The organism is Microbacterium esteraromaticum (genome assembly GCF_900163815.1).
GTDB classification, from domain to species: Bacteria; Actinomycetota; Actinomycetes; order Actinomycetales; family Microbacteriaceae; genus Microbacterium; species Microbacterium esteraromaticum_B.
Map to the genome: position 1 here is coordinate 180,569 of NZ_FUKO01000033.1, position 19,953 is coordinate 200,521.

Genomic DNA, 19,953 nt, shown 5'->3' on the forward strand with positions numbered 1-19,953 from the left:
CTCACAACAGGTGCCGGAAGCCGACGGTCGCCGTCCCCCAGATGGTGAAGTCGGACAGTTCGGGCACGAGGATGTCGGGATAGGCCGGGTTCTCCGAGTGCAGATGGATGCCGCGCGGAGTCACGAGCAGCCTCTTCAGTGTCAACTCACCGTCGATCACCGCGACCACGATGTCCCCGTCTCTGGGTTTCCTCGCCCGGGAGACCAGCACCTCGTCTCCGTCAAAGATGCCGACGCCGATCATCGAGTCCCCGGACACGCGCGCGATGAACGTGGCGTCCGGGTCGTCGATCAGCTGTGCGTTCAGATCGATCGGACCCTCGTAGTAGTCCTGCGCGGGTGAGGGAAACCCGGCCGGGATGGCGATCGGCGCTGAGCGCAGGAGCATCGGTTTGGATGTGTCGACGCGGCGAACCAGTTCGATCGTGGCCATGTCGACCCCTCTCGCTGGAACATCGGAACGATAGTCCAGTATGCGCCTGAGTCGTGATATTAGAAAATAGTCCCGATCCTCGCGCGTGCCGTCCATGGATCAGCCAGTGGTCGTTTCATAGAGGGTGTGGATCGAGAAAGGCCCAACGACCTCGCGCGACGCTGTGCTCCCAGCAACGACGACTGCCCTGCCCGGTATTCAGCCCCGCGACGCGCTGAAGCCTGTGGTTCGTCGCTTAGACGGGCCGTCTGGTCGACGACGACCGTGTCACGAAGCACTGTGAGCCTTTCTGCCGGGAAGTGTCCGCCACTCCGGGCACAATGTGAGACATGCGACACGTAGACACCATCGATGAGGCGACAGCGATTGCGGCTGAGATCCTCGGTCCCCGCAAGAAGCCGCTGGTGTTGATCAGCACGGACGCCCAAGGGAAGTTCCTTTTCGATCCGTCGCACGTTGAGCGCGAGGCGGGCAGCGATGCCGATGTCGTGACGATCGCCCATGGGCTTGTGACATTCGCTCTCGAGGACGCGCTCCCTGAGAAGACCAGTGTGCACTCTGGCGCCGCCCGTTCATACCCAGTGGACTTCGGCACGGACCCCGACTGGCAGCGATCCATCCTCCGATTCCCCGACCGGCACACAAGCGACGACCTCATCGAAGATGCCCTCGCCCAGGTGACTTTCTTTCCCAGCCCTCAGCCGGTCAGCCGGCGGGAATGGGTACGCGCGATCGTTGAGCGCGTCTCCGGCGGCACGGGGAACATCGCCAAGTTGGATAACGGTGAGCTCGTGAGCGTGGTCGCCGATCATCTCCCTCCGAGCGTGTCTTTGTCGGATGCGCTCGCTGTCGGTGAGCCCGTCGAAGGGTGGCTTCTCGACCGGGATCTCGCACCGGAAGTGAGCGAGGTCGACTACTCCCGCTTCGCCGATGGTGCGGTCACGCTTGCGCGCGTCGTGAAGGTCACCCCCGCCCGAACGAAGCTCGTGCTGCACCCCTCTGACACCTCGGGGATCGATCTGCGCCGACGTGACGTCATCCCCGGGATCGACGATGGCGAGAATGCCGACGTACAGGTCTCCGACATTGTGCGAGTCGGCCAGACCGTCCGTGCTCGTGTGACGCGCTCCGGCAGGTCGCTGGGCCTCTCCCTCGTCGGAGTGGACCCGGAGGTTGCGCTGGTGCCGCCTCTGTCGCTCCTGAGCGGTGGCTCACCCTGGTTGCGAGAGGGGGTCGATGGGGTCGCCGACCCGGCTCTCACAAGGGTGCCGGCGACGCCGGCTGAAAGCATGCCTGCCCCGCCTGCGGGATACACCATCGACGTGCCCGCGTCGCCCGTATCGACGCTGGCGGCGGGTTCCCCCTCGACGTTGCACGATCATCCTTCGCCGACCGCCGCGCTCAACGACATCCGCGACGAGCTGAGCGGGCTCCGTGGCGCGTTCGCGCGCCTGAGTCGCGAACTTCGAGCTGGTACCGATCTTGAGACGATCGACCGGCTCCGCGACGAGGTCGCCGGGCTCACGTCTGCGCTTCATCAGGAACGCGACGTGCGACGCGAACGGGACACGATCATCGCCGGCCTCCGAGTGGAGCTGCGCGAGGCCCGTGCGCAGCGCGCGACACCGACCGAAAGCCGGAGAACTGATCGCGCATCATGGCCGAGCGGCGACGCCTGGCTCCGCTTCGAGGTACTCAGTACCTGGGCCGGGCGGTCGACCGCACCCGACAAGACCAACCACCCTCTGCGCGAGTACACGATCGGAACCGACTTCGTACCGAGTCTGACTCCGCTCGACGCCGGCCAGCTGGAGAAGGCGCTCCGCGCCATCGTTGACGTCGTCACCGGACGTGCCTCCGAGATCACCGGCCGTCAACTTCATCGTTTGCGTACGGGAGAAGCCGGTAACTCGCCCTACGTGAGTCGCGCGGACGGCGCGACATGTTGGAGAGCATCCATCGAAATCAACGTCGCGTCGGCGCGGCGCCTGCACTACTGGCAGCACCCCAACGGATCGATCGAGCTGTCACGGGTCGTCCTGCACGACGACTTCCAGCCCTGAGCTTTGAGCTACTCGATCTCGTCGATCGTGTTCTCCTGCTCGCTCTGCTTTCTCGCGACCCCTCGCCGAGCGCGTGAGGCGGCTCCTCGCCGCCTCGATCCGTGGCGCCGCCACCCCGTTCACCAGGCGCTTGAATGCTGGGCGGCACGTGTTCACGACGATCACCCCCGCGACGTAGCCGAGAACACCGACACCGATGAAAACCTTCGCCCACTCAGTCGCGGGATCCTGTTTCGCCTGCTTCTCCTCGGAGGGATGACGCCTCGCATCTGCCCCCTCGCTCTGTGCGCGCTCGAGCGCCAGCTGCGCGCGACGAGAGGCCTCTGCGTCCCTCGCCTCTTCGATGAGGTCGGGCGTCACCTCGTCGAGGATGCGCGGGTCGTAAAAGAAGTTGGGCCACGTCTTCTCCGCCCAGCCTCCATGTCCGTTGTCGCGCGTCACCTCAGTCGCGTACTCTGCGCCCTTCTCCGTAAAAAACCAGGCGCCCGGCTCGCCTTGAAGGATGCCCATGCGCTGAAGGAGGAAGTTGGCCTGGCGCGGATTCAGCCCGAACGCCGAGCCGATCTCTTTCGCCAGCAGTCCGTGTTTGCCCATGACTCCACCATCCGCCCGCGTCGAGTGCGTCCGTCAATCCTAGGCGTCCGTCATAGAGTGTGCTTCCAGGTGATCTTCGTCCGCTCGATTGCCTGCCCGATGCCCTTGGCGCCGCGGCGTGGAGCTGGGAACATCTGAACTTCCAGAAGGGAACGTACGATCTCCCGCTTGCTGGTGATCGCAAGCCCTTCCCATGCCTCGCGAACGTCAGGAGCCTGAGCAAGAGTCGTCACGTGCGGGCTAACTGTGGACAGCCGATTGAGCTTCTTCGTTGCTTCGTCAATCAGCGGCTTGACGCGGCGCTCCTGATCGAAGAGGAGCTCTAGGTTGCGCTCCTGTGCCGCGCGTTCGCGGACACTGTCCAGCCACGCGCGATGCTCGGCAATCGTGCGCATGAGGTCGCGTCGTTGATCGGACTGGTCGTCCTCAACGTGATGGAGCGATTCGAGGAAGTCGGGGCGACTCATGCGCTCGAGTATGTGCTCTGTGACGATTGCGTCAAGGAACTTCATGTTCATCGAGCAGTGAGGCCCGTACTCGCAGATGTAGTTCTGGTAGTGCGTGAGGCCCGCGGCCGTCTTTGAGGAGTTTCGTGAGACCCGGACATTGCCGACGCATCCGTCGTACCCGCATCGAGCGACTCCCGTTAGCAGGTAGCGGATCTTCCACACATCGGCTCGCTTGCGTTCTGGTGCATGGAGGAGCGCCTGTAGCTTGTGCCATGCCTCGGGCTGAATGATGGCATCCCACATCGCCTCCCCGATGATCTCACCGCGGTACTGGCGAAGCCCGGCATAGGCAGGCATCTCCAGCATCTGCTTGAGCGTCTCTCCGCGCCACGCCCAGCCGCCTCGATGATGTTTGCGCTGGGGGCGCCGGGCTGGGATTCCGCGATCATTCCAGTCCTGCGCAATCGAATACAGGGTCTCGCCGTCGAGGTATCTTTGGGCGGCTTCTCGGATCAACGCGGCCTCTGCAGGGTCCAGCTCGACGCGCAGCAATGCCTTCGTCTGCGAGTCGTAGATGCGGCGGTAGCCGAAGATGGCTTTGCCATGGGGACGCCCTGCACGGGCGTTCGCCGAGTGGGCTCGTTTCACTCGCTCGCTGGTCCGGTCGGCTTCGTCTTCAGCGAGTAGGGCGTCCAAGCCGGTGCGGAAACGGTCGCTTCTCTGGGTGAGGTCGTAGAGGGTCCCGCCGTACCCCCACTTCACCTTGTTCTTCGCGCAGGCCTGACGTAGCTCGGTGTATCCCGACAGATCTCGTGTCGCCCGGCTGTTCTCCCATGTGAGGAGGGCGTCGATCTCACCAGACTCGATCCATGCGAGCGCTTCGTTCCATTCAGCTCGCTGCCGGCGCGTCGAGTATCGGCTGGCGGACCCGGTCTCGCGGATGACCTTCTTCAGCTCCCAGCCCTCGCGCTTCACCCACTCCTTGCCCGCGTCGACCTGCTCGTTTACCGACCGCCCGACGCCCGAGCTGTCATGCGACACTCGAGCAAGGATCAGCACACGAAGCGGGCGGTTGTTGGTCATCGTGTTGTACGTCGCGGAGTCCAGCATCGTAGGGTCCTTTCAGGGGCACCGGAGGCATCCTGGAAGGCACATACCCGGCGTGGGAGATTTCTCACCCCTTGACGTCAAGTTGGACGGGGCGAACTGCGCGATCGTCGTCGCCGCGGTGTTCTGGCTGGTCGCCCTCGCCGGCGGCGGGCGCACCACGCGCATCGTGCTGTCGCTGCTGGCGCTCGGTGCTTTCGTCGTACTGGTGACGCCTGAACCGAGCGTCATCCGTGCGGCGGTGATGGCGGCTCTGGCGATGCTGACCATTCTGCTGGGGCGTCCGAGTGCGGGGCTGGCGATGCTGTCGGTCACGGTGTGCGCTCTGCTGGTGATCGACCCCTGGCTGTCGGCCACCCCGGGTTTCGCGCTGTCGGCGGCCGCCACCGGCGCGCTGCTGGTGCTGTCGCGTCCGCTGCTGCGGGGCCTCAGCCGGTGGATGCCGGAGCCGCTCGCGCTCGCGCTGTCGGTGCCGTTGGCCGCGCAGATCGTATGCGGCCCGATCGTCGCGCTGTTCTCCGACCAGCAGTCGATCATCGGCGTGGTCGCGAACCTGATCGCCGCTCCTGCCGCACCGATCGCCACGGTCATCGGCCTGCTCGCGTGCCTCGCAGCCCCGATTCCGGCGCTCGCAGATCTGTTCGCCGCGGCTGCCTGGCTGCCTGCCGCATGGATATCGGTGACGGCGACCATGAGCGCGGGACTCCCCGGAGCAACGGTGGCCGTGGTGGCGGGGCCGGTCGCCGCAGCCGTGGTCGGTGTGCTGAGCACAGCCGCGACCGTGCTGCTGGTGCGTCCGCGCTCACGGTGGCTGCGAGCGGGCTCGGCGCTGGTGATCATCGTCGCCGTCGGCCTCACGGGCGGGCGGATGCTGCTCACCGGTCCGCTGGCTGCGATGACGACGCCGGAGGACTGGACCATCGCGGCGTGCGACATCGGACAGGGCGACGCCGTGCTGATCCGTTCAGCGGGACGCACGGCACTGATCGACACTGGGCCCGACCCCGAGGCGATGCAGACGTGCCTTGCCGCGACGGCGACATCGCACATCGACCTGCTGGTCCTCACGCATTTCGATCTGGATCACGTGGGCGGCACGTCGGCGGTGGAGGGCCGCGTCGGCACGGTGCTGCACGGGCCCGTGACATCGGACGACGAGAGGCGGATGCTGGAGCGACTGGTCTCCGGTGGTGCGCGCCTCGTGCAGGGGGAGGTGGGCGTGCACGGCGAGCTGGGCGATGCTGAGTGGCGGGTCGTCTGGCCGGAACCGGATTCGGCGGCCTTCCCCTCGGGAAACGATGCCAGCGTGGTGATCGACGTGCAGGGCAGCGGGGTGCCTCGCACGCTGCTGCTCGGCGACCTTTCGGCTGTGCCGCAGCGGCAGCTCCTGGCGAGCGGGCGTCTGCGCGGCCCTTACACGGTGGTCAAGGTCGCGCACCACGGCAGCAAAGATCAAGCGCCGGCGCTGTACGAGGCCGCTCGCGCGCAGATCGCGCTGATCGGCGTCGGAGCCGGCAACGACTACGGACACCCGCGCATCGAGACGCTGTCGCTGCTGGATGCCGTCGGCGCGCGCACCTATCGCACCGATGAAGACGGCTTGATTCTGCTGGGCCGACGAGACGACGAGATCGTGGTGTGGCTGGAGCGAGCGCCGCCCCCGTGATGTCGGCGTGCGCCGGTAGGCTGAACACATGGCCGCACCTCGCTCTTCTGCACGTGGATCCAGCGCGCGCGGGGGCACGACCGCGAAGGGCACGAAGATCGCTCAGGTGCCGTGGCGCGAGCCGCGGCCCGCGCCGATCGTCCTCGTCTCCGGGCCGGAGGAAGTCCTCGCAGAGCGCGCAATCGCCGGCGTGCGCGACTACCTGCGCGCCGAAGATGCCGCGCTCGAGGTCAGCGATATCCGCGCAGACGACTACGAGGCCGGTTCGCTGCTGTCGGTCACCTCGCCCTCGCTGTTCGGCGAGCCGAGGCTCGTGCGCGTGGCCGGGGTCGAGAAGTGCACCGACGCTTTCCTGCAAGAGGCGCTGAAGTACATCGAGCACCCGCAGGAGGGGGCCACGGTAATTCTCCGCCACACCGCAGCCAGCGTCCGCGGCAAGAAGCTGCTGGACGCCATCAGGGCCGGAACAGGCGGCGGCATCGAGATCCCGTGCACCGCGGTGAAGCGCGACAGTGATCGCGTCGACTTCGCGGCGGGGGAGTTCGCCGCGGCCAAGAAGCGGATCGCCCCCACGGCGCTGCGCGCTCTGGTCTCCGCCTTCGCCGATGATCTGACCGAATTGGCTGCCGCCTGTCAGCAGCTGGTGAACGACGTCGAGGGCGACATCACCGACGACATCGTCACCAAATACTACGGGGGCCGGGTGGAAGTGTCGGCGTTCGTGGTCGCCGACACGGCGATCGCGGGCCGCTACGGCGAGGCGCTGATCGCACTGCGGCATGCCCTGGCATCCGGCGCCGATCCGGTGCCGATGGTGGCGGCATTCGCGATGAAGCTGCGCGGCATGGCGCGCGTGGCCGGCAATCGAGAGCCCAGCCGGCAGCTCGCGCAGCGACTGGGTATGAAGGACTGGCAGGTCGATCGCGCCCGGCGTGACCTGACCGGCTGGAATGAGCGCTCGCTCGGCATGGCCATTCAGGCGACTGCGCGGGCGGATGCTGAGGTCAAGGGCGGCTCTCGCGACCCGATCTTCGCTCTCGAGCGCATGGTGACGGTGATCGCCACCCGCGAGCCCTTCGGCGCCTGAGCCGACGTTCTGCCCCCGGGCATCCTGCCTGCTCACCGCGCGTCCTGTCGACTTGCGGCCTAGCTGCGGGCTCCCCGCGCCCCGTCACAATGACACACTCTGGGGGCCGACACGCCAGATGTCGGACGTTCTTCAGCATCCGGTCCGTCATGTGGCTTGTCGGCCCCCAGACTGTCTACCGCAGGCAAGAGAAAGCCCGCCCCGCGAACGGGACGGGCTTCTGCGAAAGGTTCGGGTCAGAGACCGGCGACCTGCGTGGCGATGGCCGACTTGCGGTTCTTCGCCTGGTTCTTGTGCACGACGCCCTTGCTGACGGCCTTGTCGAGCTTGACGGATGCTGCGGCGAGGGCGGCCTCAGCAGCTTCCTTGTCACCGGCGACGACAGCCTCACGCGTCTTGCGGATGACGGTCTTCAGCTCGCTCTTGACGGCCTTGTTGCGCTCCTGAGCCTTCAGGTTCGTCTTGTTGCGCTTGATCTGCGACTTGATATTTGCCACGTGTGGACGCTTTCTGTCTGGAGGATATTCGGGATGCTGCAGACACGAGAGGGGCGCCGTACAGCGGTCGTGAGGGACAAACCCACACGCAAGCCAGAGACGATCCTACCAGCCCGGCACCCGATCACGCGAAACGACCGACGAAGATCCGATCTCCGCGGCATTCAGTCGCGCTGAACGTGGAACTGGGTGCAGAATCAACATACCCGAACGACGACGACGTCAGAGGAGAACGATGAGTTCCCACAACCCCGCCCCTGTCCGCGATGCGCACTCGATCGGCGCCAGGAGGCGAGTCGGTGCCGGATGGATGACGCTGTTCACGCTGGCGTGGCTGGCCATCTGGACCATCCAGCTCACGCCGGTGCAGCTGCTTCTGCCGCTGCAGCTGAACACCCCCGAGGATGACTGGATCCGCGGCGTCGTCTCCTCAGGCCTCGTGCTCGGCATCGGCGGACTCGCCGGAATCGTTGCAGGCCCGGCGGCCGGTGCGATCTCGGACCGCTCCCGCAGCACGCGTGGTCGCCGCCGGCCATGGGCGCTGGGCGGCGTGTGGATGGCCGCGGTGTTCCTCATCCTCACCGGCATGGCCGAAGGTCCATGGGCGGTCGGCGCCTGCTGGCTCGGCGTGTCGATCGGCATCTCGGTCGCCTCCGCCGCATTCACCGCGCTCATCGCCGACCAGCTGCCTCCGGCGCAGCGCGGAGCCGCCTCATCCGCCGTCGGCTCCAGCCAGGCGGTCGGCATCGTGCTCGGCGTCGGACTGGTGGTGCTGCTCGGTCTCGGAGTGCTGGCCGGGTATCTGCTGCTCGCAGCCGTCATCGCCGTCATCGGCACAGCGTCCGCTCTGCTTCTGCCCGATCCGCCCGCAACGCCCTCCGACCGGCCGCCCCGGCAGCGTCCGCGACTGGCGTCACTGCGCGATCGCGACTTCTCGTGGATGCTGGGAGGCCGCCTCGTCACCAACGTCGGCAATGCGCTGGGCACGGCGCTTTTCCTGTTCTTCCTGATGCACGGCCTCGGTCAATCCAGCGCCGTCGCCACCGACAATCTGCTGCTGCTCATCGTCGTCTACACGGTGTTCGTGGTGATCGCCTCGGTGTTCACCGGCATCCTCTCCGACCGCACGGGCAAGCGGCGCCGGCTCACCGTGGCCGCCACCTTCGTGCAGGCGCTCTCCGGCGTCATCGTCGTCATTGCGCCCACCTTCGAGACGACGATGGTCGCCGCAGCCCTCATGGGGCTCGGCTACGGCGCGTTCTCCACCGTCGGGCTCGCGTTCGCGACCGATCTGCTGCCGGACGAGCAGGATCACGCCCGAGACCTCGGCATCGTCAATGTCACTGCCGCACTCGGTCAGCTGATCGGCCCGATGCTGGGCGCGGCGCTGGTCGCGCTGGTCGGCGGATTCTGGTTGGTGTTTCTGATGGCGACCGTGCTGTCGATCGTCGGCGGTCTCATGACCGCTGTCGCACGACAGCCAGAGCCAGCTGCAGCACCGCGTTGAACACCCGCGGTCGCATCGCAGTGACCAGGTGCGAGGTGCGAGGCACGACGATGAGCTCGGCATCCGGCGCGAGGCGCCGGAAAAGCGTCTCATGGCTGCGCAGCTGATCGAACTGGCCGTTCACGAACCAGAGCGGAATCCGGATGCGAGCGACGGCTGCCGCCAGATCCAGCGAAGAGAGGCTGCGCAGGGCGATCGCCTGCGCATCGAGTGCGTAGCCGCCCGCCGCGAAGTCATCTCGGGTCTCCGGCGGGATCGTCGCTGAGAGCACCTGCTCCGCCAGCCAGAGACCGCGGTCGGGCAGGCGGTCGAGCGCTCCTGCGAGGGTGCGGTAGGTCGCGAGCGCGGCGCCGCGGGGGAGAGCGGTGCAGGATGCCGCGATCAGCGCGGCAACTGGCGGCTTCACCTCGGACCCGGTGTAGTGCAGGCTGAGGAGGCCGCCCATCGAATGGCCGACGAGGATCACCGGGCCGTGCCGCGCAGCATCCCGCACTGCGGTGTCGATCGTGCGCATCGCGTCTTCCAGGGTGAACGGCTCGGCCATTCGCGTGCCGTGACCGGGCAGGTCGACGGCGGTCACCGGGATGTCATGCTGCGCCAGCCACTCCACCTGCGCGCGCCACATGGTGGCGGAGGTGCGGATGCCGTGCACGAGGACGACCTGAGGGTTCACCCCTCCAGCATAGAAAGAGCGGGGCCGGTGGACGAACCACCGACCCCGCTCTCACCAGGACGCTTTGATGATCTCAGCGCCCCGGCAGGGGATTACTTCTCCCAGCCGGTGTTCTCGACCGGCTGCACAGCGAAGAGGTCCAGGCCCACGTAGGGCTCGGGGGTCAGGTTGGCCAGACCCTTCTTCGTGGCGGAGAGGGACGGACCGTTGTACAGCGGGATCAGGCCCCAGTCCTGGAAGATCTCTACCTCGAGCTTCATCGCGGCTTCGGTCTGCTTGACCGGGTCGCTGATCGATTCGACCTCGTCCTTGATACGCTTGTCCATCTCCGGCGTCTGGACGCCGGAGAGGTTCAGGCCCATGTCCTGGCAGTACAGCTGGCAGAACCAGGCCGCACCGAAGGGATCGGAGGACGTGAAGCGCAGGCTCGCGATATCCCAGTTCTTGGTGGTGTAGTCCTCGGCGAACTTGTTCGACGGCCGCACATCGATCTTCACGTCGATGCCGACGGCCTTCTCCGAGGCCTGCAGCGACTGCGCAAGCGCCTTCTGGGTCGGGTCGTCGCTGAAGATCGGGTACGTCACCGAGAGCTTCTCGCCGTCCTTCTCGCGAATGCCATCGGCGCCTTCGGTCCAGCCAGCCTCATCGAGCAGCTTCTTGGCCGCGTCGGCGTCGTACTTGAACCCGGCCTTCTCAAGCGAGTTGCTGTAGCCGGGCTGGAACGAGAACAGAGTCAGCGAGCCCGCTGGCTCCTCCTCGTAGTCCAGGCCGTTCCACGCGATCTTCTTCTGCTGATCGATGTCGACCGCCATGAAGAATGCCTGGCGGACCTTGACGTCCTCGAACTGCGGCTTCGTCGCGTCGACCTCGAGCAGCGTGTTCGCGGTCTGCTGGGCGCGGTGGATCGTGATGTCCTTCATGTCCGCGACCTGCGCCAGGCGGTCCTTCGTGCCGACGCCGACCTGATCGATCTCGCCGTTCTTGAAGGCGTTGATCGAGGCCTGTGCGTCCATGCCCTGGAAGGTGACCTTGTCGAGCATGGGCTTGTCGCCCCACCACTTGTCGTTCGGCTTGAAGGAGATGAAGTCCTTGTTGGCGTCGAACTCGTCGACAGTGTAGGGACCGGCGCCCCACTCGGGGTGAGGGTTGTCGATCATCGCCTTGTTGAAGGTGTCCGGATCGGCGAGAGCCGGGTGGATGACGCCCGTGAGGAACGGCATCTGCGGCCAGGCGAACTCGCCCTTGAAGGTGACGATGGCGGTCTTGGGAGTGTCGCCCTGCTTGACCGACTCGATCTCCTTGTATCCGTCGGTCGCGTTCGGGACGAAGCCCTCGTCGGTCGAGCGGTTGGCCTTCCACGTGGCGTCGATGGCGGTCCAGTCCATCGGCGTGCCGTCGTTCCAGGTGGCTTCCTTCGTGAAGGTGAAGGTGATCTGAGTCTTGCCGTCGACCGTGTCGGTCTCCCACTTGTCGAGGTAGGCATCGTGCTTGTAGGGGGTGCCATCCGGCTTCATCAGCAGGATCTGCGGCATGTACCAGGCAGCGAGTCGCGCCGAGTCAGCGCTGGTGTCTGCGTTGAACGAGTTCATCTGCTCGGGAATCTCGTTGATCCCGAAGTTGGCGACGCCGCCTTCCTTCAGGTTCTCCCGCGGCTGGGGGTTGTAGTCCGCGGCCTTGGTCTCGGTGGGCTTCTTGTCGCCACCGTTGTCGCCACCGTTGTCACCGGTGTTGGAGGCGCACCCGCCAAGGACGAGTGCGAGGGTCCCGCTGATCGCGAGGGCCCCCATCAGCTTCTGCTGCTTCATGGTGCTCCTTTCGCCTTTCGGCGTGTCATAAGGGGAGGATAGTTCGCATGACCGGGCATGCGCCGGTCACACGAGTGAATCTCGGCTAACTGTTATCGGACGGTGACAGAGCGTTATTCGACAGTGACCGAAGCGACGATCGTCGCCGAATCTGTGATCAGATCGTTGCCGGTTTCGTCGACATCGTCTCCGGATCGAAGACGACACGCGTGCGGGTGCGCTCGATGTCGGGATCAGGAACCGGGATGGCCGACAGCAGGGCCTGTGTGTACGGGTGCTGCGGGTTGTCGAACACCTCATCGACCGTGCCGTGCTCCACGAACTCGCCCAGGTACATCACGGCGACGCGGTCGGCGATGTGACGGATCACTGAGAGATCATGCGCGACGAACAGGTACGACAAGCCGAGCTTGGCCTTCAGCTCGTCGAGCAGATTGATCACGCCGGCCTGGATCGAGACATCCAGCGCCGAGACGGGCTCATCCAGAACCACGATCTTCGGGTTCGTCGACAGCGCACGCGCGATGCCGATGCGTTGGCGCTGGCCACCGGAGAAGGCGCCAGGGAACCGGTCGCGGTGGGCGGGGTTGAGGCCCACGAGGTCCATCAGCTCCTGTACGCGCCGCTGCACCTCTTTCTTCGGGGTGCCGATGGCGAACAGCGGCTCCGAGATGATGTCGGCCACCGTCATGCGCGGGTCGAGTGCGCCCATCGGATCCTGGAACACGATCTGAATGTCGCGGCGAAGCTCGCGCTCGAGCTTGCGGTCGCGGAGACCGTTGATGCTGGTGCCGGCGATGATGATGTCGCCGTGCTCCTGCTTCTCGAAATCCATGATCTGCAGCAGAGTCGTCGTCTTGCCTGAGCCCGACTCGCCGACGATCGCCATCGTCTCGCCTTCGCGGACGTCGAAGCTGATGCCCTTGACAGCGTGCACTTCGCCGACCTTGCGCTTGAAGAACGCGCCCTTGAGCAGTGGGAAGGTCTTCACCATGTTGCGCACTTCGAGCGTCACCGGACGCTTCTCGCGCGGCACGCTGGAGAACTGGCTCTCCTGGATCTTCTCGACCGGGTAGACGGGCAACCCGCCGATGCGCCCCGCATCGTCGATCTCATCGGCACGGATGCAGGCCGCGAGGTGCGATTCGCCGCCACCCGTTGCCACTTCCACCAGATCCGGCTCGCGCTGCACGCACGCGGCGATCGCAATAGGGCAGCGCGGAGCGAACGGACATGCGTCGGGGAGATCGATCAGCAGCGGCGGGTTGCCCTTGATCGGGATCAGCGGCTCCTTATCGACCTTGTCGACCCGCGGGATGGCGCCGAGCAGACCGATCGAGTACGGCATCCGCGTCTTGTGGAAGAGCTCATGCGCGGGGGCGTGCTCGACGGGCTTGCCTGCATACATCACCATCACGTCATCAGCGGTACGCGCGACCACACCCATGTCGTGGGTGATCATGATCACCGCGGCGCCGGATTCATCCTGCGCCTTTTCGATGAGATCGAGGATCTGCGCCTGGATGGTCACATCGAGAGCCGTGGTGGGCTCATCGCAGATGATCAGCCGAGGGTTGTTCGCCATGGCGATCGCGATGACGACGCGCTGGCGCATTCCACCCGAGTACTCGTGCGGGAACGACTTCATCCGCTTCTCGGGATCGCTGATGCCGACCAGGGTGAGCAGCTCCAGCGACCGATCCCACGCTTCCTGCTTCGACAGTCCGCGGTGAGCAGTCAGAGCCTCGACCAGCTGGTCGCCGATCGTGAAGACGGGGGTGAGCGAGGTGAGCGGGTCCTGGAAGATCATCGCCATGCCGTTGCCGCGGATCATGGACATCTGCTTGTCGGACTTGCCGAGCAGCTCCTGGCCCTCGAACTGAATCGACCCGGTGACCCGGGCGTTCTCGTCGAGCAGGCCCATGATCGCCAGCGACGTGACCGACTTGCCGGAGCCGGACTCTCCGACGATGCCGAGAGTCTGGCCGGCTTCGACGTCGAAGGAGACTCCGCGGACAGCGTCGACGCGGCCGGCTTCCGAAGCGAAGCTGACCTTGAGGTCACGGACTGAAAGTACGGTGCTCATGCACGGCCTCCCGCGGCAGAAGTGGGATCGAGTGCGTCACGCAGGCCATCGGCGACGAGTGCCATCGACACGGTCAACAGGGTGAGCGCGAGCGCGGGGAAATAGAACAGCCAGGGAGCGCTGGTTATGCTGCTCGCGCCCTCACCGATCAGCGAGCCGAGGGACACATCGGGGATCTTCACGCCGAAGCCGATGAACGACAGCCCGGTCTCGGTCATCACCGCGCCGACGACGCCGAGGGTGAAGTTGATCACGAGCAGCGAGCCGATGTTCGGCAGCAGGTGGCGCAGCACGATTCGCATGCCGGGGACACCCATATAGCGTGCGGCATCGATGTACTCGCGTTCGCGCAGCGACAGCGCCATCGTCCAGATCACCCGGGCGGGGAAGAACCACCCGACGAAGATCAGCGCGAGCGAGATCACTCGCCAATCACCACCGGCGTTGTTCGAGACCAGCGCGAGGATGAGGAAGGTCGGCACCACCATGAGGAAGTGGATGATCAGCAGCGTTGTGCGTTCGACCATGCCGCCGAAGTACGCGGCAGCCGTGCCGACGAGAGCGGAGATGATGGTGACGCCGACCGAGACGGTGACGGCGATCATCAGCGAGCGCTGCAGGCCGACAGCGGTCTGGATGAAGGTGTCCTGGCCGGAGGCGTTCGTGCCGAACCAATGCTCGGACGAGGGCCCCGTGGCGAGATTCAGGAAGTCCATTTCGGCGACGCCGACCGGCCAGAACAGCGGTATCAACACGGAGAACAGGACCAGCAGGATGAAGACGAAGATGCCGGCGACGGCTGGCTTGTTGCGCAGGAAGCGGCGGGTGTACAGCGTCCACTTCGAGAGGTGCTTCGCCGGGATGCGCTCCGCAGTCGTGTCGGGGCCCACGGGGGGCTGCACGTCGGGGTCGACCATTTCGATGCTCATTATCAGCTCACCCTCACTCGCGGGTCGAGGACCACGACGGCGATGTCAGCGAGCAGGGCGCCGATGGCGGTCAGCAGCGCGCCGAATGCCGCGACGGCGACCACACCGTGAACGTCGTTTCCGTTGATGGTGGTCAGGAAGTAGCGACCGATGCCCTGCCACGCGAAGATCGTCTCGGTCAGGATCGCGCCGGTGAAGATCGCCGGGATCGTGAAGGCGACCTGGGTCGCCACGGGGATCAGCGAGGTGCGCAGCGCGTGGCGGCGGATGGCCTGCGGCTTGGTGAGCCCCTTTGCACGGGCGGTGCGCACGTAGTCGGCGCCGATGTTGTCGAGCAGCAGCGATCGCTGCAGGAAGTGCGTGCCGGCGTACCCGGTGACGACCAGAGCGATCGTCGGCAGCACCAGGTGCTGCAGCGCATCTATCAGCACAGGGAAGAAACCGGTCACACCCTCGCTCGAGGAGCCGGTGACGTAGAAGACCCTGGTGCCGACCCAGTTGTTGAAGTTGATCGCGAGGATGACGACGGCCAAGGCGGCGACGATGATGTTGATGTTCATCGTGATGATCGAGACGGCCTGCCAGATCCGGTCGCCCAGTTTGTACTGGCGGGAGGCCGTGTAGACGCCGATCCAGATGCCGACCACGGTCATGATGATCGTCGCCCCGAGGACGAGCTCGGCGCTGACCCACATCCGGTAGGAGATCTCGTTGTTCACCGAGCCGCCAGTGGGGCTGACTCCCCAGTCCCAGCGCAGGAGGATGCCGGTGAACCAGTTCCACCACCGCTCGAGGAGCGGCATGTTCTCACTTAGGTTTCGTGGCCCGAGAAGGCCTTCGATCTGCTCTGGACTGAGTGGGGGCCTTCGGCCGACGTAGTTGCTGCGCGGATCGAGGAAGGCCCAGGCCAGGAAGTATGTGGCATTGGTCGCGACCACGATCATGAGCAGCCAGCCGAGTGTCCGGCGCACGAGATACTTGATCAAGGTGATGATTCTTTCTCTTTTACAGCCATGCGCGGGATCTTCCGACGCAACGCTGGGTCGGGAAGCAATTCAAGCATCATCCCGTCGATAACGCACACCGGCCGCGCTGGCGACTGTGACGGAGTGTTGTTGGCGATGGGATTCGGTCTCACAACCGCCAGGGCAACTTCGGGAGACTATCACCGGCGAAGTGGAATGGGGGATTAGGGTCGCCTGAACGTAGACTCTTAGGAACCCCTTCGGACGCATCAAGGACCATATGTCACCCCGCGCTGTTACTCCCTTGTCGCCCGCCGCGACTCCCGCCACGCAGATCCGCAATTTCTGCATCATCGCTCACATCGACCACGGCAAGTCGACCCTCGCCGACCGGATGCTGCAGATCACCGGAGTCGTGTCGGATCGAGACATGCGCGCCCAGTATCTCGACCGGATGGACATCGAGCGCGAGCGCGGCATCACGATCAAGAGCCAGGCGGTGCGGATGCCGTGGCAGTCGGAGACCGAAACCTTCGCACTGAACATGATCGACACCCCGGGGCACGTCGACTTCACCTACGAGGTCTCCCGGTCGCTCGCGGCGTGCGAAGGAGCGATTCTGCTGGTGGATGCTGCCCAGGGCATCGAGGCGCAGACACTCGCGAACCTCTATCTCGCGCTCGAGAACGACCTTCATATCATTCCGGTTCTGAACAAGATCGATCTCCCCGCGGCCGACCCCGAGAAGTTCTCCAAGGAGCTCGCCTCGCTCATCGGCGGCAAGCCGGAGGACGTGCTGCGCGTATCCGGCAAGACAGGCGAGGGCGTCGAAGACCTGCTCGACCGCATCGTCGAGCAGATCCCGGCGCCGAAGGGCGATCCAGAAGCACCCGCCCGAGCGATGATCTTCGACTCGGTGTACGACACGTACCGCGGCGTTGTCACCTACGTCCGCATGGTCGACGGCACGCTGTCGCCCCGTGAGCGCATCCAGATGATGTCGACCAGGGCTGTGCACGACCTCCTCGAGATCGGCGTCTCCAGCCCTGAGCCGATCCCCACCGACGGCCTCGGCGTCGGCGAGGTCGGCTATCTCATCACCGGTGTGAAGGATGTGCGCCAGTCGAAGGTCGGCGACACCGTCACGACCGCGCGCGGATCGGCATCCGAAGCTCTGGCCGGTTACACCGACCCCAAGCCCATGGTGTTCTCCGGGGTCTACCCGATCGATGGCAGCGACTATGCCGAATTGCGCGAAGCGCTCGACAAGCTGAAGCTCTCGGACGCCTCGCTGCAGTACGAGCCCGAGACGTCCGTGGCCCTCGGCTTCGGCTTCCGCTGCGGGTTCCTGGGCCTGCTGCACCTGGAGATCATCACCGAGCGGCTCTCGCGGGAGTTCGGGCTCGACCTGATCACCACGGCCCCGAGTGTGATCTACGAAGTCACCACAGACACCGGCGAGATGGTGATCGTCACGAACCCCAGCGAGTACCCCGACGGACGAGTCGCGTCGGTTGCCGAGCCCATGGTCAAGACAGCGATCCTGCTGCCCAAGGACTACGTCGGAGCGGTTATGGAGCTGTGCCAGTCGCGACGTGGAGCGCTGCTGGGCATGGAGTACTTCAGCGAGGAGCGCGTCGAGCTGCGCTACCTGATGCCTCTCGGCGAGATCGTGTTCGACTTCTTCGACCATCTCAAATCCAAGACCCAGGGCTACGCCTCGCTCGACTACGAGCCCGCCGGAGTGCAGACCGCCGATCTGGTGAAGGTCGATGTGCTGCTGCAGGGCGACAAGGTCGATGCCTTCAGTGCGATCGTGCACCGTGACAAGGCCTACGCCTACGGTGTATTGATGACCGAGCGGCTGCGCAAACTCATTCCCAGACAGGGCTTCGAGGTGCCCATCCAGGCGGCCATCGGCGCCCGGATCATCGCTCGTGAGACCATCCGCGCCCTCCGCAAGGACGTGCTCGCCAAGTGCTACGGCGGTGACATCAGCCGCAAGCGCAAACTGCTCGAGAAGCAGAAGGAGGGCAAGAAACGCATGAAGATGGTCGGGCGCGTCGAGGTGCCGCAGGAGGCGTTCATCGCCGCACTCTCCGGAGACGTCGACGGCAAAGACAAGAAGTAGGCGCCGGCGTTGGGCGGCGGGTCACAAGGCTCCGTCCAGCTTCGGCTGAGTAGGCTGGAAAACATGCGTCGCGGGACATTCCGAGAAGGCACGGTCGACTATGCCGCGGTCGGGGCGACCCATGCTCCCGACCTCATGCAGTACCCGCCGGAGCACAGCATCCCGGCCGAGGATTCCTGGCGCATCGGCAGCGGTGAGGATCGCTTCCGCCGCGCCGGTGAGGCGCTGCTGTCGTGGACGGCGCAGCGCGCCGCAGGGCTCGAGCTGAAAGACGTGCGTCCCGATGCGGGAACGGCCTACACCGGGGTCAGCTTTGATGCCGAAGGTGCTCCGATCGCGCCGAACCGCAACCAGGTCGAGCAGCGCTTCGACGCCGAGGGCACGCCGTTCGTCGCACCCGGGATGACTCTCACCCTGCGCGGCAGGGTCAAGGGCATGCGCGCCGACGGCGAACTGCGCGTGATCTCGGTCACCGAAGAGCGCCGTCGGATCGGATTCGTGCTCGGAACACTCGGCGGATCCGTCGTCAGCGGAGAAGAGTCGTTCGACATCGAGTGGCGTGAGGACACCGACCAGGTCTGGTTCACCGTCCGTGCGTTCGACGCGCCGGTGTCGCTGCTGTATCGGCTGCCGGGGATGGTGCGCCGCCGCCGCCGCGAGCTGTTCGCGCTGTACCTGCGAGCGATCTCGCCGCTGTATGCGACACCCGTCTGATGGGCGGTCCCCTTCCACTGGGAGACCCGGCGCCCGCCGACGGCAGATTGCCGGTCGAGCTGCGCGTCGATGAGTCCCTGCCGTTCTCGGCCTACCTGCATGTGCCGTTCTGTCGAGTGCGCTGCGGGTACTGCGATTTCAACACCTACACGTCGACGGAGCTCCGCGGAGCGAAGCAGGACGAGTACGCAGACACGCTGATCCGTGAGATCGCACTGGCCCGCGATGTGCTTGCCGAAGCGGGTCCGCTGCGCCCCCTCGAGACGGTCTTCTTCGGTGGCGGCACGCCGACGCTGCTGCCGGCCGGCGACCTCGGACGGATGCTGGCAGCCGTCGTCGACGCCTTCGGCATCCGCGACGGCGCCGAGGTGACGGTGGAAGCGAATCCCGACACGGTCACCCCCGAAGTGGTGCGCACGCTGGTGGATGCCGGCGTGAACAGGCTTTCGATCGGGATGCAGTCCGCCGTGCCGCATGTGCTGGCAGCACTTGATCGCACCCACCGACCCGAGAACGTGAGCACGGCAGTGCGCGCGGCGAGAGATGCCGGACTCGACGTCAGCGTCGATCTGATCTATGGTGCGCCGGGCGAGTCGCTCGCCGATTGGGAGACCTCGCTCGACGTCGCCCTCGCGCTCGAGCCCGACCACATCTCCGCCTACGCGCTCATCATCGAAGACGGCACGAAGCTGGCGAGGCAGATCCGCCGCGGCGAGGTGCCGGCGCCTGACGACGACCTGCAGGCCGACATGTACGAGCTGGCTGATCGGCGGCTCGCGGCGGCCGGCTTCGACTGGTACGAGGTGAGCAACTGGTCGCGCCCCGTGACGGAGTCGGATCCGCAGGATCATCGCTCCCTGCACAATCTCGCCTACTGGCGCGGATCAGACTGGTGGGGGTTCGGGCCCGGCGCGCACAGCCATGTGGCAGGTCTGCGCTGGTGGAACGTCAAGCATCCTGCGGCTTACGCACAGCGACTGAGCGCGGGGGAGTCGCCGGCTGCGGGCCGCGAGCAGCCGGATGCCGAGGCGCGGACGCTGGAGCGGGTGCTGCTGCAGAGCCGCCTCGCCGAGGGGCTGCCCATCGCCGATATCGCTGCGGGGAGGCGCGAACGCGTCGCCGAACTCATCTCGGACGGGCTGGTGGATGCAGCATCCGCTCTGCGCGACAAGCGCGTGCGTCTGACGCTGCGCGGACGGCTCCTCGCCGACGCCGTCGTGCGGGCACTCACAGACTGAACTAGAATT

At 65.8% G+C, this 19,953-nt stretch carries 16 protein-coding genes; 7 read left to right on the top strand and 9 right to left on the bottom strand.

All coding sequences use genetic code 11. The features are described from left to right. Position 1: 1 nt before the first annotated feature. The gene (locus FM104_RS13090) at positions 2–433 is read right to left on the bottom strand and encodes a LexA family protein (protein WP_256971659.1); all 432 of its coding nucleotides are present in this window, start codon (positions 431–433) and stop codon (positions 2–4) included. A gap of 329 nt (positions 434–762) precedes the next feature. Here FM104_RS13090 and FM104_RS13095 point away from each other — a divergent pair, with 329 nt between their 5' ends. Then, a complete protein-coding gene (locus FM104_RS13095) occupies positions 763–2,496 on the top strand; it encodes a hypothetical protein (protein ID WP_087132686.1) in 1,734 nt (577 codons plus the stop codon). Here the strand turns inward: FM104_RS13095 and FM104_RS13100 are convergent. Both FM104_RS13100 and FM104_RS16325 read right to left on the bottom strand, forming a co-directional pair. After that, entirely contained in the window at positions 2,461–3,090 is a 630-nt protein-coding gene (locus FM104_RS13100; protein WP_087132687.1) for a hypothetical protein, read from the bottom strand. The genes FM104_RS13095 and FM104_RS13100 overlap by 36 nt on opposite strands. A 50-nt stretch (positions 3,091–3,140) precedes the next feature. Continuing rightward, entirely contained in the window at positions 3,141–4,649 is a 1,509-nt protein-coding gene (locus tag FM104_RS16325) for a recombinase family protein (protein WP_143738415.1), read from the bottom strand. 52 nt (positions 4,650–4,701) lie between these two features. On the opposite strand from FM104_RS16325, the gene FM104_RS13120 reads away from it, so the two are divergent. Both FM104_RS13120 and holA read left to right on the top strand, forming a co-directional pair. Beyond that, positions 4,702–6,312, top strand: coding sequence for a ComEC/Rec2 family competence protein (locus FM104_RS13120; protein ID WP_256971660.1), 1,611 nt, complete (start codon positions 4,702–4,704; stop codon positions 6,310–6,312). 28 nt (positions 6,313–6,340) lie between these two features. Continuing rightward, on the top strand, positions 6,341–7,399 hold the full coding sequence (gene holA, locus FM104_RS13125; protein ID WP_087132691.1) for a DNA polymerase III subunit delta: 1,059 nt from the start codon (positions 6,341–6,343) through the stop codon (positions 7,397–7,399). A 236-nt stretch (positions 7,400–7,635) separates the two neighbouring features. Here holA and rpsT read toward each other — a convergent pair whose 3' ends face one another. Continuing rightward, positions 7,636–7,896 carry a 30S ribosomal protein S20 gene (gene rpsT, locus FM104_RS13130; RefSeq protein WP_087132692.1) on the bottom strand — a complete coding sequence of 87 codons (261 nt, stop codon included), beginning with the start codon at positions 7,894–7,896 and terminating at the stop codon, positions 7,636–7,638. 235 nt (positions 7,897–8,131) lie between these two features. Here rpsT and FM104_RS13135 point away from each other — a divergent pair, with 235 nt between their 5' ends. Further along, positions 8,132–9,403: an MFS transporter gene (locus FM104_RS13135; protein ID WP_087132693.1), complete on the top strand. Its 1,272-nt coding sequence runs from the start codon at positions 8,132–8,134 to the stop codon at positions 9,401–9,403. On the opposite strand, the gene FM104_RS13140 is transcribed toward FM104_RS13135, so the two are convergent. The 5 genes from FM104_RS13140 to FM104_RS13160 all read right to left on the bottom strand — a co-directional run bounded on the left by FM104_RS13140 (position 9,354) and on the right by FM104_RS13160 (position 15,882). Then, complete coding sequence (locus FM104_RS13140) at positions 9,354–10,076, bottom strand: alpha/beta fold hydrolase (protein ID WP_087132694.1); 723 nt, start codon at positions 10,074–10,076, stop codon at positions 9,354–9,356. The two genes, FM104_RS13135 and FM104_RS13140, sit on opposite strands and share 50 nt — an antisense overlap. A gap of 92 nt (positions 10,077–10,168) precedes the next feature. After that, positions 10,169–11,881 carry an ABC transporter family substrate-binding protein gene (locus FM104_RS13145; protein ID WP_087132695.1) on the bottom strand — a complete coding sequence of 571 codons (1,713 nt, stop codon included), beginning with the start codon at positions 11,879–11,881 and terminating at the stop codon, positions 10,169–10,171. A gap of 157 nt (positions 11,882–12,038) precedes the next feature. Further along, complete coding sequence (locus FM104_RS13150) at positions 12,039–13,967, bottom strand: ABC transporter ATP-binding protein (RefSeq protein WP_087132696.1); 1,929 nt, start codon at positions 13,965–13,967, stop codon at positions 12,039–12,041. Beyond that, positions 13,964–14,896, bottom strand: coding sequence for an ABC transporter permease (locus FM104_RS13155; RefSeq protein ID WP_179206803.1), 933 nt, complete (start codon positions 14,894–14,896; stop codon positions 13,964–13,966). Before FM104_RS13155 ends, FM104_RS13150 begins: the two co-directional genes overlap by 4 nt. 2 nt (positions 14,897–14,898) lie before the next feature. Next, positions 14,899–15,882, bottom strand: coding sequence for an ABC transporter permease (locus FM104_RS13160; RefSeq protein WP_087132697.1), 984 nt, complete (start codon positions 15,880–15,882; stop codon positions 14,899–14,901). Positions 15,883–16,141: 259 nt separating this feature from the next. On the opposite strand from FM104_RS13160, the gene lepA reads away from it, so the two are divergent. From lepA to hemW, 3 genes are all read left to right on the top strand, one after another. Continuing rightward, positions 16,142–17,992, top strand: a complete 1,851-nt coding sequence (gene lepA / locus FM104_RS13165; protein ID WP_087132698.1) for a translation elongation factor 4 — start codon at positions 16,142–16,144, stop codon at positions 17,990–17,992. A 63-nt stretch (positions 17,993–18,055) separates the two neighbouring features. Next, positions 18,056–18,706, top strand: a complete 651-nt coding sequence (locus tag FM104_RS13170) for a DUF1990 family protein (protein WP_087132699.1) — start codon at positions 18,056–18,058, stop codon at positions 18,704–18,706. Further along, positions 18,706–19,944: a radical SAM family heme chaperone HemW gene (gene hemW / locus FM104_RS13175; protein ID WP_087132700.1), complete on the top strand. Its 1,239-nt coding sequence runs from the start codon at positions 18,706–18,708 to the stop codon at positions 19,942–19,944. Before FM104_RS13170 ends, hemW begins: the two co-directional genes overlap by 1 nt. Positions 19,945–19,953 lie beyond the last annotated feature (9 nt).